The 16690-nt window shown below is 63.7% G+C and carries 15 protein-coding genes; 11 read left to right on the top strand and 4 right to left on the bottom strand.

Features of this window, described 5'->3' with window-relative positions; genetic code table 11:
* Positions 1–210: 210 nt before the first annotated feature.
* Positions 211–1284, bottom strand: a complete 1074-nt coding sequence (gene lptG, locus J0W34_RS07505; RefSeq protein WP_227816898.1) for an LPS export ABC transporter permease LptG — start codon at positions 1282–1284, stop codon at positions 211–213.
* Complete coding sequence (lptF, locus tag J0W34_RS07500; RefSeq protein ID WP_227816897.1) at positions 1281–2366, bottom strand: LPS export ABC transporter permease LptF; 1086 nt, start codon at positions 2364–2366, stop codon at positions 1281–1283. The genes lptG and lptF overlap by 4 nt, the downstream gene beginning before the upstream one ends.
* A 114-nt stretch (positions 2367–2480) precedes the next feature.
* On the opposite strand from lptF, the gene J0W34_RS07495 reads away from it, so the two are divergent.
* From J0W34_RS07495 to J0W34_RS07480, 4 genes are all read left to right on the top strand, one after another.
* Entirely contained in the window at positions 2481–3965 is a 1485-nt protein-coding gene (locus J0W34_RS07495; RefSeq protein WP_227816896.1) for a leucyl aminopeptidase, read from the top strand.
* Positions 3966–3970: 5 nt separating this feature from the next.
* Entirely contained in the window at positions 3971–4402 is a 432-nt protein-coding gene (locus J0W34_RS07490; RefSeq protein ID WP_227816895.1) for a DNA polymerase III subunit chi, read from the top strand.
* A complete protein-coding gene (locus tag J0W34_RS07485; RefSeq protein WP_230971238.1) occupies positions 4399–4857 on the top strand; it encodes a hypothetical protein in 459 nt (152 codons plus the stop codon). Before J0W34_RS07490 ends, J0W34_RS07485 begins: the two co-directional genes overlap by 4 nt.
* A gap of 104 nt (positions 4858–4961) precedes the next feature.
* On the top strand, positions 4962–7847 hold the full coding sequence (locus tag J0W34_RS07480; RefSeq protein WP_230971237.1) for a valine--tRNA ligase: 2886 nt from the start codon (positions 4962–4964) through the stop codon (positions 7845–7847).
* A gap of 42 nt (positions 7848–7889) precedes the next feature.
* Here the strand turns inward: J0W34_RS07480 and J0W34_RS07475 are convergent, their stop codons facing one another.
* Positions 7890–8960 (bottom strand): HD domain-containing phosphohydrolase, encoded by a 1071-nt coding sequence (locus J0W34_RS07475; RefSeq protein ID WP_230971236.1) that lies wholly within the window; start codon positions 8958–8960, stop codon positions 7890–7892.
* Positions 8961–9126: 166 nt separating this feature from the next.
* On the opposite strand from J0W34_RS07475, the gene J0W34_RS07470 reads away from it, so the two are divergent.
* Together J0W34_RS07470 and J0W34_RS07465 are read left to right on the top strand one after the other, a co-directional pair.
* Positions 9127–9489 carry a hypothetical protein gene (locus J0W34_RS07470; protein ID WP_227816891.1) on the top strand — a complete coding sequence of 121 codons (363 nt, stop codon included), beginning with the start codon at positions 9127–9129 and terminating at the stop codon, positions 9487–9489.
* A 21-nt stretch (positions 9490–9510) separates the two neighbouring features.
* The gene (locus J0W34_RS07465; RefSeq protein ID WP_230971235.1) at positions 9511–10500 is read left to right on the top strand and encodes a TIGR00341 family protein; all 990 of its coding nucleotides are present in this window, start codon (positions 9511–9513) and stop codon (positions 10498–10500) included.
* Here J0W34_RS07465 and J0W34_RS07460 read toward each other — a convergent pair.
* Entirely contained in the window at positions 10485–11417 is a 933-nt protein-coding gene (locus J0W34_RS07460) for a LysR family transcriptional regulator (RefSeq protein WP_230971234.1), read from the bottom strand. The genes J0W34_RS07465 and J0W34_RS07460 overlap by 16 nt on opposite strands.
* Positions 11418–11511: 94 nt before the next feature.
* Between J0W34_RS07460 and J0W34_RS07455 the strand changes: the two genes are divergently transcribed.
* The 5 genes from J0W34_RS07455 (at position 11512) to J0W34_RS07435 (ending at position 16618) form a co-directional block, all read left to right on the top strand.
* The gene (locus tag J0W34_RS07455; RefSeq protein WP_227816888.1) at positions 11512–12972 is read left to right on the top strand and encodes a form I ribulose bisphosphate carboxylase large subunit; all 1461 of its coding nucleotides are present in this window, start codon (positions 11512–11514) and stop codon (positions 12970–12972) included.
* Between the two features lie 26 nt (positions 12973–12998).
* Positions 12999–13421 (top strand): ribulose bisphosphate carboxylase small subunit, encoded by a 423-nt coding sequence (locus J0W34_RS07450; protein WP_227816887.1) that lies wholly within the window; start codon positions 12999–13001, stop codon positions 13419–13421.
* A 111-nt stretch (positions 13422–13532) separates the two neighbouring features.
* Positions 13533–14465, top strand: coding sequence for a CbbX protein (gene cbbX / locus J0W34_RS07445; RefSeq protein ID WP_227816886.1), 933 nt, complete (start codon positions 13533–13535; stop codon positions 14463–14465).
* A 75-nt stretch (positions 14466–14540) separates the two neighbouring features.
* Positions 14541–15617 carry a class 1 fructose-bisphosphatase gene (locus J0W34_RS07440; RefSeq protein ID WP_230971233.1) on the top strand — a complete coding sequence of 359 codons (1077 nt, stop codon included), beginning with the start codon at positions 14541–14543 and terminating at the stop codon, positions 15615–15617.
* A 122-nt stretch (positions 15618–15739) separates the two neighbouring features.
* Positions 15740–16618 (top strand): phosphoribulokinase, encoded by an 879-nt coding sequence (locus J0W34_RS07435; RefSeq protein ID WP_230971232.1) that lies wholly within the window; start codon positions 15740–15742, stop codon positions 16616–16618.
* The last annotated feature ends 72 nt before the right edge of the window (positions 16619–16690 follow it).

The raw sequence follows: 16690 nt of genomic DNA, 5'->3' as shown, positions 1-16690 counted from the left end.
GGTTCAGGCCGCCGCGACAGCCGTGGCCGGATGTCGAGCGCACGGTATTTTTCGACAAGCCGGCAACTCGTACAATTACTAAATGTAAGTTTTGCTGCGCCGCGCAAAGTTCGTCGCCAAAAAGAGACAGCGTGGCGACACCTGCCTCGATGCGAGACAGGCTCTCAGACACACGAATTGATGAAGAGTGCCCGGATGGCATTCCAGCGCTCAGCGACGCTCCGTCCAGTACAGCATGACCATGGCGGCCAGGAGAAAGACCAGGCTCGGCGCCAGTGCAGCGACCGGCGCAGGCCAGGCATTGATCACGCCGAGATTGGAGAACAGTCCGTTCAGCAGGTGGAAGCCCACACCGAGCATGATGCCGATGAACACCTTCACGCTCACCCCCCCCATGCGGTCGTGGCTGTATGCGAAGGGCAAAGCCAGCGCCATCATCACCAGCACGGCAAACGGGTAGGCCAGCTTCTTCCACAGGGCAATCGCGTAACGATCCGCACGCTGGGCATTGTCCTCGAGATGCTGAAGATAGGCATACAGCGTGGTCACCGACATGCGCTCAGGCGCCACCATCAGCACGCTGAGCACTTCGGGCGTCAGATCGGACGCCCAGCTCAGGGTGGGCACATGCTCGATACGCGTGCGATCGGCCTCGAAGACGGTGCGGGAAATGTCCGTCAACGTCCATCCATGACCCGGGTCGTATTCACCGTCCTGGGCATAGCTGATCGAACTGAGGGCCTTGGCATCGTCGAACTCGTAGATCCGCACGCCCTTCATGGTCCGCTCGGGTGTCAGCGTCTTCACATTGATGAAGCGCTTGCCATCCCTCACCCACAGGCCGGACTCCAGCTCGCTTGACACCGACGACCCGGTCGCCGTCAGGCGCCATTGTTGCGCCGCTTTCTCGGCCGGGGGGGCCACGTACTCACCGAACACGAAAGTAAAGACAACGAACAGCAGGCCGATGGATCCGAGCAAACGCATGAGATGTCCGGTCGACAGACCGGACGCGCGCATCACCGTGATTTCGGAGTGACGCGCCAGGGTCGTGAGCGCGTAGAGCGTCCCGATCAGCACCGCAATGGGCATCAGCTCATACACGCGACCGGGCAGGATCAGCGCGACATAGACCAGCGCATGGTGGATCTGGTAGCCATCCTTGCCAATGCTGTCGAGTTCATTCACGAAGTCGAAGAAGGCAAACAGGCCGAGAAACGCCACCAGGACCATGAAGGTGGCGCCGAGCACTTCACGCGCAATGTAGCGACGCAGTATGTTCATGCGGCAGCCCGCCTGCGCCACGGCGCCACGACCCACATGCGTCGGAGCATCATCACCACCACAAGCGCCGCCATGACCAGATGGGGCGCAAAGGCACCGACCCAGAAGCTGACTTTTCCGTGCGAAATCCAGGACTGGGCCACGCTGACCATATTCGAGTAGACGAGATACAACAGGATGGCGACGATCATGTTGCTGGTCCGCCCTGCCCTCGGATTCACATACGACAGGGGAATCGCCATCAGCGACAGCACCAGGGCCGCCATCGGAATACCGAAACGCGAGGACAGCTCACCGAGATGGTCTGGCGTGGGGATGTCGACCAGCGTCTGGGTCGCCACCATGCGCGTCTTTGTCGGCAGGGCAGCCGCGGCTTTGGACTCGATCCGGACCGAGTAGCGTTCGAACAGCATCACGCTGTAATCGGGCGAGCCCGGCGTACCTTCATATCTCCGCCCGCGCTCCAGCACGACATAGCGCTGCCCGTCTTCACCTGTCTCGACAAACCCCTCTTCGGCGACCATCACGCCCAGCTTGCCGTTCTGGGTCGTGCTCACGAACACGTTCTTGACCCGGCCATCATCACCGGCACCGACCTCGACGAAAAACACGCGCTGCGCCCCGGACGATTCACGGAATACGCCGGGCGCTACCCGGGTCGCGTCGTCCTGGTTGTTGAGGCGTGCCTTGTATTCGGTGCTCTTGAGCTGCGCCCACGGCGCCACAAAGAACGTCACGCCGGCAATGACCACCACCAACGGCACCACAAAGCGCAACACCGGGCGAATCCAGCGGGTCAGCGGCACCCCCGAGGCGAACCACACCACCATCTCGGAATCGCGATAGACACGGGAGAGCGTCATCAGCACTGCAATGAAGGCGGTCAGGGACAGCACGATCGGCAACTGGGCCAGCGCGCCGAAGCCGATCAGGGCCACGACGGCCTCGGACGGCACGGAGCCACCCGCCGCCTGGCCGAGCAGGCGGATGAGCACCGTGGTCACCAGAATGGCGAACAGGGCAACGAACACCGCGATGGCGGTGTTGGCAAATTCACGCTGGGCAGCGCGCAGAAAGATCATCGCGCGAATGACGAAAGAATGAGGTTTGAGGGCATTTGGGCGTTTTGACGGCACTCTGGCGACGCGCCATAATCGAACACGTTGAAGAACACATCCCCGCCAGAGGAACAGCACGTGGAATTTACCATAAAGACCGGCACCCCCGAAGAACTCAAGCGCGCCTGCATCGTCGTTGGTGCGTACAGCGACGGCAGCCTCACAGCCGCTGCCCAGGCAGTCGACACTGCCACCGAGGGAGCGCTGTCGCGCGTGCTCAAGCAGGGCGATCTGGACAAGAAGGCCGGCAGCACTGCCTTGCTTGCCGGGCTGGCCGGCCTCAAGGCCGAACGCTTGCTGCTGGTGAGCCTGGGCGCGCCGGACGAAGTCAATGACAAAGCCTTCCGTGACGCCATGACTGCCGTCGGCCGCACCCTGGCCAAGCTGCCGGGCAAGGATGCCTCCGTGTGCATCGACATGAGCATTCCCGGGCGCGACGCTGCCTGGTGCCTGCAGCAGGCAGCGCGCATTCTCGCTGCCGCCGCCTACAAGTTCGACGCACCGCGCAAGGAAAAATCACCGGCCACGGGCATCCGCAAGGTGCAGTTCCTTGTGGCCGAGAGCGCCAGCGCCGCGCTCAAGACCGCCATTGCGCAGGGCCAGGCCATCGCCAGCGGTATGGCGCTGACCAAGGACCTGGGCAACCTGCCGGCCAACGTCTGCAACCCGACCTACCTGGCCGAGACCGCCGAAAAACTCGCCAAGAAGAGCAAGCTCAAGACCACTGTCCTTGAGCGCGCCGACATGGAAAAACTCGGCATGGGCTCCTTGCTCTCGGTTGCCCAGGGCGCCGACACGCCGCCCAAGTTCATCATCATGGAATACAAGGGCGGCAAGGCGAAGGACGCGCCGGTGGTGCTGGTGGGCAAAGGCATCACCTTCGACACCGGGGGCATCTCGCTCAAGCCGGGTGCGGGCATGGACGAAATGAAGTACGACATGTGTGGCGCGGCCACCGTCTTCGGCACCATGAAGGCCGTCCTCGAGATGGACCTGCCGATCAACGTGGTCGGCATCGTGCCCAGTACCGAGAACATGCCCAGCGGCCGTGCCACGCGGCCGGGTGATGTGGTCACCTCCATGTCGGGCCAGACCATCGAGATTCTCAACACCGACGCCGAAGGCCGTCTCATCCTGTGCGACGCCCTCACCTACGCCGAGAAATTCAAGCCGGCCTGCGTGATCGACATCGCCACCCTGACGGGCGCGGTCATCATCGCCCTGGGCAAGGTGCCCACCGGCCTGTTCGCCAACGATGACGAGCTGGCGCAAGAGCTCACGGCCGTGGGCAACGACACGGGCGACCGGGTCTGGCAGTTGCCGATCTGGGACGATTATCAGGACCAGCTCAAGAGCAACTTCGCGGACATGGCCAACATAGGTGGTCGTGACGCCGGCTCCATCACCGCCGCCTGCTTCCTGTCGCGCTTCACCAAGGCCTATAAATGGGCCCATCTGGACATCGCAGGTACCGCCTGGGTGTCCGGCGACGCCAAGGGCGCCACCGGCCGGCCGGTGCCGCTGCTGGCCGAGTTCCTGATCCAGCGCGCCAACGCGGCCTGAGCCCGGTGACCGACGTCCACTTCTATCACGACGCGCCCGACCTGGCAGGTGTGGCCTGCCATCTGGCGGCCAAGGCCTTCAACGCCGGGCGCAAGGTGACCGTACTACTGCCGGACGACGCCATCGCCCGGCAGCTGGACCAATTGATGTGGACGCGCCAGCCCATGGGCTTCATGCCCCACGTGGGCATCCTCAGCCCGCTGGCGGCCGAGACGCCGATCACCCTGGGCACGGGCATGCCCGAGGGCGGCTGGCTGCACGACGATGTGATCATCAATCTCTGCGAAGAGGTCCCGCCGGGGTTCGACCGCTTCAAGATGGTGGTCGAGGTGGTCGGACGCGAGGAGCACCATCGGGGGCCGGCGCGCCTGCGCTGGAAGCAATATGCTGCCAGCGGCATCAAGCCGCAGGCTCACAACACGGGAGAGCGCGCTTGAGCGACCAGCGGGAACCTTTCATCTTCCTGCCCGAGACCGAAGAGGCTGACCGCCTCATCGATCAGGCGGACGCCTTCTTGCAGCGCCACCGCCATCCACCGATGCGTGACGACGAGCCCCCCATGCTCACCGAAGTGGTGGACGAAGACGACGATCTACCGGTCCTGACCTCGGTGGACGACGGCATGCCAGCGCCATCCACCCACGTGGCGGCAAGCCCCCAGAGCGTGCCACCCGACTTTGTCGAGCAGCTCATCGAGCTTGACGCCCTCATCCATCGCCGGGTGGACGACTGGCTCAATACCGAACTGCCCGTCGTCCTCTCGGCCCAGATCGACGCGGCCAAAGCACGCATCCGTGACGAAATCCACGCGCATGTGCGCTCCACCCTGCTCTCGGACATTTCCAACGAAATCTCCCAGTTGCTCGACGCCAACGATCCGCGCAGCAGATAAGTCACGCCACACCCCAATCCGGGCGCTTCGATCGGGAAGCGCCCGCCTGCGTCCGCTATAATCGCGGATTCGCTCCGAATTCCAACATCGAGTTCTTGAACACCATGGAACTGGCTAAAAGCTTTGAGCCGGCGGACATCGAACGCCGCTGGTACCCCGAATGGGAGTCGCGCGGCTATTTCGACGCCGGCCTCGACACCTCCAACACCGACGCCTTCTGCATCCTGCTGCCGCCGCCGAACGTGACCGGCACGCTGCACATGGGTCATGGTTTCAACCAGACCATCATGGATGCGCTCACCCGCTACCACCGCATGCGCGGCGCCAACACCCTGTGGCAGCCGGGCTGCGACCATGCCGGCATCGCCACCCAGATCGTGGTCGAGCGCCAGCTCGACGCACAGGGCGTCAGCCGTCACGACCTGGGCCGCGAGAAGTTTCTCGAGAAGGTGTGGGAGTGGAAGGAATACTCCGGCGGCACCATCACCCAGCAGATGCGTCGCCTCGGCACCAGCCCGGACTGGAAGCGCGAGCGCTTCACGATGGACGACGGCCTGTCCAAGACCGTCACCGAAACTTTCGTACGCCTGTTCAATGAGGGCCTCATTTACCGCGGCAAGCGCCTGGTGAACTGGGACCCGAAGCTCGGCACCGCCGTCTCAGACCTGGAAGTGGAGCAGGAAGAAGAGAGCGGCCACCTGTGGCACATCCTCTACCCCTTCACCGACGGCCCCGTGGGCGATCTGAAGGGCCTGACCGTGGCCACCACGCGTCCGGAAACCATGCTCGGCGACGTGGCCGTGATGGTGCATCCGGAAGACGAGCGCTACGCCAGCCTGATCGGCAAGACCGTCACCCTGCCGCTCACCAGCCGTCAGATCCCGATCATTGCGGACGACTACGTGGATCGCGAGTTCGGCACCGGCTGCGTGAAGGTCACCCCGGCGCATGACTTCAACGACTATGCCGTGGGCCAGCGTCACGGCCTCGACATGATCGTTATCCTCAATCTGGATGGCACGGTGCCGGCCACCGCCGAAGTCTTCGATACCAAAGGCCAGGCCAAGAGCACGACCGACATGCCCGCCAATCTGGCCGGCATGGACCGTTTCGACGCACGCAAGCAGGTGGTCGCCGATCTGGAAGCGGCCGGCGTACTGGTCGAGATCGAAAAGCATTCGCTCAAGGTGCCGCGCGGCGATCGCACCGGCGTGGTCATCGAACCTATGCTGACCGACCAGTGGTTCGTCGCCATGAGCAAGCCGGGCGCCAACGGCAAGAGCATCACCGAGCAGGCGCTGGAAGTGGTGTCCTCGGGCGAGATCAAGTTCCACCCCGAGAACTGGGTCAACACCTACAACCAGTGGCTCAACAACATCCAGGACTGGTGTATCTCCCGTCAGCTGTGGTGGGGTCATCAGATCCCGGCCTGGTACGGCGAAGACGGCCAGTGCTATGTGGCCCACAACGAGGACGAAGCCAAGGCGCTGGCTGCCAACGACGGCTACACCGGCACGCTCAAGCGTGACGACGACGTGCTCGACACCTGGTACTCCTCCGCCCTGTGGCCGTTCTCGACCCTGGACTGGACGCCCGAGTGGCCGGAGCAATCCAACCCGGCCATCGACCTCTACCTGCCCTCGACCGTACTGGTCACCGGTTTCGACATCATCTTCTTCTGGGTGGCGCGCATGGTCATGATGACCAAGCACATCACCGGCAAGATCCCGTTCAAGGACGTGTACGTGCACGGCCTGATCCGCGACGGTGAAGGCCAGAAGATGTCCAAGTCCAAAGGTAACGTGCTCGACCCGATCGACCTGATCGACGGCATCTCCCTCGACGATCTGGTCGCCAAGCGCACCACCGGCCTCATGAACCCGAAGCAGGCCGCGAGCATCGAGAAGAAGACCCGCAAGGAGTTCCCGGACGGCATTGCCGCCTTCGGCACCGACGCCCTGCGCTTCACCTTTGCCTCACTCGCCAGCCCGGGCCGCGACATCAAGTTCGACCTGCAGCGCTGCGAGGGCTATCGCAACTTCTGCAACAAGCTGTGGAACGCCACCCGCTTCGTGCTCATGAACGTCGAGGGCAAGGACTGCGGGCTGGAAAACCACAACGCCGACGCGTGCACCCCGGGCGGCTACCTGGACTTCTCCTTCGCCGACCGCTGGATCACCTCTCACCTGCAGCGTGTGGAAGCCGAAGTGGCCCGTCAGTTCGCCGACTACCGCTTCGACCTGCTGGCCAAGGCCGTCTATGAATTCGTCTGGGACGAGTACTGCGACTGGTATCTGGAAGTGGCCAAGGTGCAGATGAACGAAGGCACCGAGAGCCAGCAGCGCGCCACCCGCCGCACCCTGCTGCGCGTGCTCGAAACCACGCTGCGCCTGGCCCACCCGCTCATGCCCTTCATCACCGAAGAGCTGTGGCAGACGGTCGCGCCGCTGGCCAAGCGCAAGGACACCGAGAGCATCATGGAGGCCCGCTACCCGGCTGCCGACATGAGCCGCATCGACGAAGCCTGCGAAGCCAAGATGGCCGAGCTCAAGCGCCTCGCCCACGCCTGCCGTAACCTGCGTGGCGAGATGAACATCTCCCCCGCCCAGCGCCTGCCGCTGGTGGTGGCGGGTCCGGCCGAGGCCATTGCCGAACTGGCGCCGTATCTGAAGGGGCTGGCCAAGCTCGAGTCGGTCACGGCGGTGGCCGACATCGGCACCGACGAACTGGCCCCGGTGGCCGTGGTGGGCGACTTCAAGCTCATGCTCAAGGTGGAGATCGACATTGCCGCCGAGCGCGAGCGCGTGGGCAAGGAAGTGGCCCGCCTCGAAGGTGAAATCAAGAAGGCTGAAGGCAAACTGGCCAACGAGAGCTTCGTGGCCAGAGCCCCCGAGGCCGTGGTCAATCAGGAACGCGAGCGCCTGGCCGCTTTCCAGGACACCCTGTCCAAGCTCAAGCCGCAGCTCGACAAGCTGAACCAGGCCGGCTGACCAAGAGAACCGGCGCCGGGTCAGCCCGGCGTCGGTCTTCGCTCAGGCCATCGCATCGCACTCGTCGCGAATGCGCTCCACGTCGTTGATGTGCTGAACGAACAGATCCACCAGCTTCGGATCGAACTGGTGCCCGGACTGGGACACCAGATACTCCACCGCATCCTGCTCCGACCACGGATTCTTGTAGGGCCGTTGTGACATCAGCGCGTCGAACACATCGCAGATGGCGGTGATGCGCCCCTCGATGGGGATCGATTCGCCCCGCAGGCCTTCCGGGTAGCCGGTGCCGTCCCAGCGTTCATGATGTGAGGTGGCAATGGTCGCGGCCATCTGCACCAGCAGCGAATCATGCTCGTTGAGAATGGACTGCCCGATGGTCGCGTGGGTCTTCATATGCAGGTACTCGTCATCGGTCAGCTTGCCGGGCTTGAGCAGAATCTCATCGGGAATCCCGATCTTGCCCACATCGTGCAGCGGCGCGGCGCGCTCGATCATGAAACAGATGGTCTCGGGCATGCCACAGGCTTCGGCCAGCATCCGCGCCATGCGACCGACGCGTAGGATGTGCTTGCCGGTCTCGATATCACGCATCTCGCACACCTGGGCAAGTTTATGGACAAAGGCATCGGTCGCCCGCGTGAGCTCCTGAGTCCGCGCCTGCACCTTGCGCTCGAGTTCCTCGCTGATCTGCAACTGGCGCACGTAGCCGTAGCGCATTCTCAACAGATTGCGCACCCGCAGCAGCACCTCGGTCTGATCGAAGGGCTTGTGGACAAAATCCGTCGCGCCCAGCTCAAGCGCCTGGGTCTGGGCGTCGGCCGCCGCAGTGCCGGTGATAACCAGAATGGGCATCACATCGGCACGGCCGGGCATCGTCTCGCGAATGGCACGCATGACATCGAATCCATGCATGTGTGGCATTTCCAGGTCCAGCAGCAGCAGATCGGTGTCGACGTTGGCCTCCAGGCACGGCAGCACGCGGCGTGGGTCCGTCTGCGTTTCGATCCGGGTCAGGCCCTCGGCTTCGAGCAGTGCCTTGAGCAGCAGCACGTTGGTGGTGGAGTCGTCGCAGATCAGCACCCTCGAATGGCGTAATTCGCTGTCGATCATGGTTGCTCCCTCGCTGGAACGGTTTTACTTGTATCTTGTTCTCACGGTCGATCCCCGTCCGACTTGAGCCGAATATCATTTTTCCGTGCTCGCCCGGAACGACCCCACGAGCGCCGGGTCTGACAGAAAGACCCGACGTCATGAACAACCCGCTCAGGAGATTTCCATGCCGTTCCCGTGGGCTATCGCCGCCAAGGCCATTCCCTGGACCGAAGTCATCGCCGCCTCCCCCGCCATCGTCAAGGGCGCCAAGGAGCTGTGGTCGCGCATGCGTACCGACCCCAAGCCCGGCACCGCCGACGATGGGGCTGAAGCCGCCACGCCCGAGGCCCGGCTCGACGCACTCAACCGCATCGTGCTGACCCTCGAGGAGCGCAACGAAACCCAGACCGAACTCATCACCCGGCTGGCCGAGCAACAGGCGCAACTGGTCTCGGCCATTGACCGGGCACAAAAGCGCACCCGACTGGCGCTTGTGGTCGCGCTCGTCGCTGTGGTGACCGCCCTGTGGCCGCTGATGTTCGGCTGACCCCCCAACCCGGACCCCGACATGAAATATGTAGAAGTCGTCGCAGAGGCGACCAGCACCGACACCCTGATCGGCATCGCCGACAAGGTCAAAGCCCTCGATATCCGCTTTTTCCCCGTCGGGGATGACGGCATGCGTCCATGCCGCATGCTCGTTCGCGACGATCACCTGCAGGAAGCCCTGGACATCACTCAGTCCTTGCTTGGCGCTCAGATGACAGCTCGCATCGTTGTCTTGCCGGTCGAGACCATTCTGCCCAAGCCGGATATCGAAGAAGAAGAGGTTGAAGAAAAGGCACCGGAGACCCGCGAAAGCCTGCTGACCACCGTCGAATGCAACTGCCGGGTCGATCGCGACGTGATCGCACTGATGTTCCTGTCTGCGCTTGTCGCCTCGATCGGCCTGATTGAAGACAGCCCGGCCGTGGTCATCGGCGCCATGGTGATTGCCCCCCTGCTCGGCCCCAACCTGGCCCTGTCGCTGGGCACCGCGCTGGGCGAACTCAAGCTGATGCGCAAGGCCGCCAAGGCGCTGGCCGTGGGCGTAGTCATCGCGCTCGGCGTGTCTTCATTCATCGGCCTGATCTGGCCTGAAGGCTTCGCCAAGAGCCATGAACTCACCTCACGCACCCTGGTCGGCATGGATGCCATCGCGCTGGCACTGGCATCTGGTGCCGCTGCCGCCCTGTCGCTCACGACCGGGTTATCGAGCATTCTCGTGGGGGTCATGGTGGCAGTGGCGCTGCTGCCGCCTGCCGCGGCGGTGGGTCTGAGCCTTGGCGTCGGTCAATGGAACGCCGCGGTCGGGGCGCTCATGCTGCTGGCGGTGAACATCGTGTGCATCAACCTGTCCGCGAAGCTGGTTTTCCTGTTCAAGGGCATGCATCCGCGCAAGGGGGTCGAGGCCGAGCGCGCCCGCAAGGTCACCTATGTCTACATCGGCGGCTGGCTGGTCACGTTGCTGTTGCTGATGGTTGCCATCGCCTACAAGAAGTCCTACTTCACGTTCTGAGCCGGCTTGGCGTGCATGAGCTTCACGCCGTCGTCCTGAAGGAAGTCCACCAGCGTCTGCACCGCGGGGCTCACCTGTTGGTCGACGCGCACGATCACGTTCCATTCGCGCTCTACCGGCGTGCCCGTGACATCGAGTCGAACGAGTCGGCCTGCGGCCTCTTCCATCTCGAACACGTGGTGTGACAGAAAGGCCACCCCCAGCCCCGCCATGGCCGCCTGCTTCAGCGTGGAGTTGCTGCCCAGTTCGTCTGCCCGCAGCGGCCGGACCCCGTGATACTTGAGATAGCGCTCCAGATGATCCCGCGTTCCGGACCCTCGCTCCCGCAACAGCAGGCGTTCCTCAGCCAGCGCTGCCGGTGGAATATGGGTCTTGCCGGCCAGATGATGGTCCGGGCTGGCGACGAAACTCAGGCGGTGCGGCGCGAACGGAATCACCTTGAGCGGCAGCCGCCCGGGCGGCGTGCCCATGATGGCCAGGGCCGCGCGGCGCTCGTCGAGCATCTGATAGACCTCGGCTCGGTTCGCCACCGAGAGGCGGATGCGGATGTCGGGGTAGCGACGGCCGAATTCGGCGAGTAAGCGGGGCACGAAATACTCGGCCGTGGTGATTACCACCATGTCGATGGTGCCCGCCGCGACCCCGCGCGCCGTCAATAATTCGTGCCCTGCCATTTCCAGCGCATGCACCACCTCTCTTGCGCGCCGCACCATGATTTCACCGGACGCGGTCAGCCGGACCTCGCGCCGACCGTCGACCAGAACGCCCCCGACCACCGCCTCGAGATCCCGAATCTGCATGGAAACAGCAGGTTGCGTGATGTGCAGATGGCGCGCTGCCATGGTGAAGCTGCCCGTATCGGCGACGGCGAGCAGTGCACGAAGTTGCTTCAATGTCACCCGCTGGTCGAGCTTCATAACAAAACCTTATCTCAAATCTCAGAATAAACGATTCGACCTTATATCGACACCGCCGTATTGTCGAGTCCATCAACAACGGAGGACAAGACAAATGGGTGCGAGCGATTCGATCATCACCGATCCGAAAAAGCGTTATCAGGCTGGCGTGCTGAAGTACGCCCAGATGGGCTACTGGGATCCGGATTACGAAGTGAAGGATACCGACGTGCTGGCGGTGTTCCGTATTACCCCCCAGGAAGGTGTGGATCCGATCGAAGCGGCCGCCGCCGTGGCTGGTGAATCTTCCACCGCCACCTGGACCGTGGTGTGGACCGACCGCCTGACCGCCAGCGACATGTACCGCGCCAAGGCCTACCGCGTGGATCCGGTGCCGGGACAGGAAGGCCAGTACTTCTGCTACGTGGCCTATGACCTGGACCTGTTCGAGGAAGGCTCGATCGCCAACCTGACCGCCTCCATCATCGGCAACGTGTTCAGCTTCAAGCCGCTCAAGGCCGCCCGTCTGGAAGACATGCGCCTGCCGCAGGCTTACGTGAAGACCTTCCGTGGCCCCCCGACCGGTATCGTGGTCGAGCGCGAGCGCCTCGAGAAGTTCGGCCGTCCGCTGCTGGGCGCCACCATGAAGCCGAAGCTGGGCCTGTCGGGCAAGAACTACGGCCGAGTGGTGTACGAGGCCCTGAAAGGTGGTCTCGACTTCACCAAGGACGACGAGAACATCAACTCCCAGCCGTTCATGCACTGGCGTGACCGTTTCCTGTACTGCATGGAAGGGGTGAACAGCGCGGCGGCCCACAGCGGCGAACTCAAGGGCCACTACCTGAACATCACCGCCGGCACCATGGAGGAGATGTACAAACGTGCCGAATTCGCCCGCGACCTGGGTTCGTGCATCGTCATGGTCGATCTGATCATCGGCTACACCGCCATCCAGTCGATCAGCAACTGGTGCCGCGAGAACGACATGATCCTGCACATGCACCGCGCAGGCCACGGCACCTACACCCGCCAGAAGAACCATGGCGTGAGCTTCCGCGTCATTGCCAAGTGGCTGCGTCTGGCCGGTGTCGATCACCTGCACGCCGGCACCGCCGTGGGCAAGCTGGAGGGCGACCCGATGACCGTCCAGGGCTTCTACAACACCTGCCGCGACATGTACACCAAGCAGGATCTGCCGCGCGGCATCTTCTTCGATCAGGACTGGTGCTCCACCAAGCGCGTTATGCCGGTCGCTTCCGGCGGTATCCACGCCGGCCAGATGCACCAGCTGCTCGACCTGTTCGGCGACGAAGTGGTGCTGCAGTTCGGCGGCGGCACGATCGGCCACCCGATGGGCATCCAGGCCGGCGCGCAAGCCAACCGTGTGGCGCTCGAAGCCATGGTGCTGGCTCGCAACGAAGGCCGCGACATCGTCAACGAAGGTCCGGAGATCCTCAAGGCCGCCGCCGAGCATTGCAGCCCGCTGCGCGCCGCGCTCGATACTTGGGGTGAAGTCACCTTCAACTACACGAGCACCGACACGTCCGACTTCGTGGCCACGCCGACCAGCGCCTGAGCCTGAACCAGATCAAGGAGACCAACATGCGAATCACACAAGGCGCCTTTTCCTTCCTGCCGGACCTGACGGACGAGCAGATTTCCGCCCAGTTCGAGTACTGCCTGCGTCAGGGTTGGGCCGTATCGATCGAATACACGGACGATCCGCACCCGCGCAACACCTACTGGAACATGTGGGGCCACCCGATGTTCGACCTGAGTGACGCTGCCGGCGCCATGATGGAGTTGAAGGCCTGCCGCGAGGCCAACCCGGAGCACTACATCCGGATCAACGCCTTCGACTCCACCAAGGGCTGGGAAACCATCCGGCTGTCCTTCATCGTCAGCCGTCCCAGCGAGGAGCCGGGCTTCCGCCTGACCCGTCGTGAGGGCTCCGGCCGCACGATCCACTACACGCTCGAGAGCTACGCGGTCAACCGCCAGCCCGAGGGCAAGCGCTACGGCTGATACGCCCGAGCGCAGTACCGTCTTCCCCTCCCTCAGGGAAGTTCGGGGCGGGGTGTGCAGCGATGGACGCACCTCGCCCCACCCAACACAAAGCAACACGGGACACGCATCATGAGCACGACCGAAGCCACTGAAGAACGTACCGAGCAGACCGAAGGCACACAGGCGATCGAGCAGATCGATCTGGCCGCGGAATACCGCGAAGCGGGCGTCGCCGACGTCCTCGACCGGCTCGACAACGAGCTCGTGGGCCTGGCCCCCGTCAAGCAGCGCGTGCGCGAAATCGCCGCCCTGCTGCTGGTGGACCGCGTGCGCCAGCGCATGGGTCTGGCCACCGAGCCGCCGTCCCTGCACATGTGCTTTACCGGCAACCCCGGCACGGGCAAGACCACCCTCGCCCTGCGCATGGCCGAGGTGCTGCATCGCCTCGGCTACGTGCGCAAGGGCCACGTGGTGTCGGTGACCCGTGACGATCTGGTGGGCCAGTTCATCGGCCACACCGCGCCCAAGACCAAGGAAGTGCTCAAGCGCGCCATGGGCGGCGTGCTGTTCATCGACGAGGCCTACTACCTCTACCGCCCGGAGAACGAAAAGGACTATGGCCAGGAGGCCATCGAGATCCTGCTCCAGGTGATGGAGAACCAGCGCGACGACCTGGTGGTGATCCTGGCCGGCTACGCCGACCGCATGGAGAAGTTCTTCACCTCCAACCCCGGCATGAAATCGCGCATCGCCCATCACGTGGATTTCCCCGACTACGGGAACGAAGAACTGCTCAAGATCGCCGAGCGCATGCTCGACGACTGGAACTACCGCTTTGACGACGGGGCCCGCAAGGCCTTCGAGGAATACCTCGTCCTGCGTCGTCAGCACCCGCACTTCGCCAACGCGCGCAGTGTGCGCAATGCGCTCGACCGCATGCGCCTGCGCCAGGCATTGAGACTGTTCAACGGCGCCGATCAGACGATCAGCGTCGATCAACTCCAGACCCTGACTGCCGCAGACGTGCGTAGCAGCCGGCATTTTGCCGAAGCGGCCGCCTGACGCCGGGCGCCCACCCCGTAACACCCACGGCGCCACAGAAGCGCCGACCCAGGAACACCTTGTGAGGAGACACTCATGTTCAGCCTGGAACGCACCACGCTCACGGAATACCTGATTTCCCAACGTCGGCAGCACCCCGGTGCCACCGGCGAATTCAACGCCCTCATCCTTCAGGTCGCCCAGGCCTGCAAGGCCATCTCGCGGGCTGTGGCGCACGGTGCCCTCGGCGGCGTGCTCGGTTCGCTCGAGACGGAAAACGTCCAGGGCGAGACCCAGAAAAAGCTCGACGTGCTGGCCGACGAAATCTTCGAACGTGCCACCCACTGGGGTGGCACCCTCGCCGGGATGATGTCCGAGGAAAACGAAGAGACGATCCGCATTCCCGACGGTCACAAGCTGGGCAAGTACCTGCTCTCCTTCGACCCGCTCGACGGCTCGTCCAACATCGACGTGAATGTGTCGGTCGGTTCGATCTTCTCCATCCTGCGCGCACCCACGCCCGGCGAGCATGCCAAGCCCGAAGACTTTCTCCAGGCGGGGGTCAAGCAGGTGGCTGCGGGCTACGCCATCTACGGTCCTTCGACCATGCTGGTGCTGTCGGTGGGCAACGGCGTGGCCGGTTTCACCTTCGATCCGATCATCGGAGACTTCTTTCTCACCCACCCGGACATCCGTATTCCCGCCGCCACGCAGGAATTCGCGATCAATGCGTCGAACTCCCGCTTCTGGGAATCCCCGGTGCGCCGCTACGTGGAAGAGTGTCTGGCCGGCAAGAGCGGCCCGCGCGGCAAGGACTTCAACATGCGCTGGGTGGCCTCGCTGGTGGCCGAAACCCACCGCATCCTGACCCGCGGCGGCGTGTTCCTGTACCCCCGCGACCGGAAGGACCCGAGCAAGCCCGGACGTCTGCGCCTGCTGTACGAAGCGAATCCGATCGGTTTCCTGATCGAGCAGGCCGGCGGCCGCGCCTCGACCGGCATGTTACCGGTCCTGGAGGTCGAACCCGAATCGCTGCACCAGCGCATCGGGTTCGTCTTCGGCTCCTCGGAAGAGGTCGAGCGCATCGAGCGCTACCACGCGGAGCCGCTGTTCAACAGCGAGACACACGAGCTGCCGCTGTTTCACGCGCGCGGCCTGTTCCTGACCACCTGACAACCCGGACCGCCCGGACGGCGCGTTGGCACGTGACAGTGAGGACTGTCGCGCGGCATCGCTGACGCTGCCGTTCGGCACGATCCAGCACAGATCCTTCCATCGTCACAGGGGCACACATCATGTCCGAACGTCATCCCATCATTGCCATCACCGGCTCGTCCGGCGCCGGCACGAGCACGGTGCAACGCACTTTCGAACACATCTTCCGTCGTGAAGGCGTGACACCGGCCATCGTCGAGGGCGACAGTTTCCACGCTTTCAACCGTGTTGAAATGCGCGAGAAGATGGCCGCCTGCGAAACCGCCGGCAGCGACTGCAAGCTCTCCCACTTCGGCCCCGAGGCCAACCTGTTCAGCGAGCTGGAAAACCTGTTTCGCACCTATGGCGAGTGCGGCGAAGGCAAGCGCCGCAAATACCTGCACAACGCCGAGGAAGCCGCCCCCTACAAGCAGGAGCCGGGCACCTTTACGCCATGGGAAGATGTTCCTCCGGGTACCGACCTGCTGTTCTACGAAGGTCTGCACGGCGCGGTCGTGGACGGCAACGTGAACGTGGCCAAGCATCCCGACCTGCTGGTGGGCGTGGTGCCGGTGGTGAACCTCGAATGGATTCAGAAGCTGCACCGCGACAAGAACACCCGCGGCTACTCCACCGAGGCGGTGACCGACACCATCCTGCGGCGCATGCACGACTACGTGCACTACATCGTGCCGCAGTTCGGCCGCACCCATGTGAACTTCCAGCGGGTGCCGATGGTGGATACGTCGAACCCGTTCATCACCCGCGACATCCCGACCGCGGACGAATCGATGGTGGTGATCCGTTTCGCCAATCCGAAGGGCATCGACTTCCCCTACCTGCTGGGCATGATCCACGACAGCTTCATGAGCCGCGCCAACACCATCGTGGTACCCGGCGGGAAGATGGAGCTGGCCATGCAGCTGATCTTCACGCCCTTCGTCTGGCGCCTGATGGAACAGCGCAGGAAGTTGCTCTGAGCACGGCTCGCTTCGGATCACTTCACCGGCCGGGTTCGCCCGGCCCACGGACACCCAAAACTTCGGAGACCG

The organism is Nitrogeniibacter aestuarii (assembly GCF_017309585.1).
Classification (GTDB): Bacteria; Pseudomonadota; Gammaproteobacteria; order Burkholderiales; family Rhodocyclaceae; genus Nitrogeniibacter; species Nitrogeniibacter aestuarii.
The sequence above is the reverse complement of the archived record's forward strand: the minus strand, read 5'-3'. Positions and strand labels throughout refer to the sequence as shown.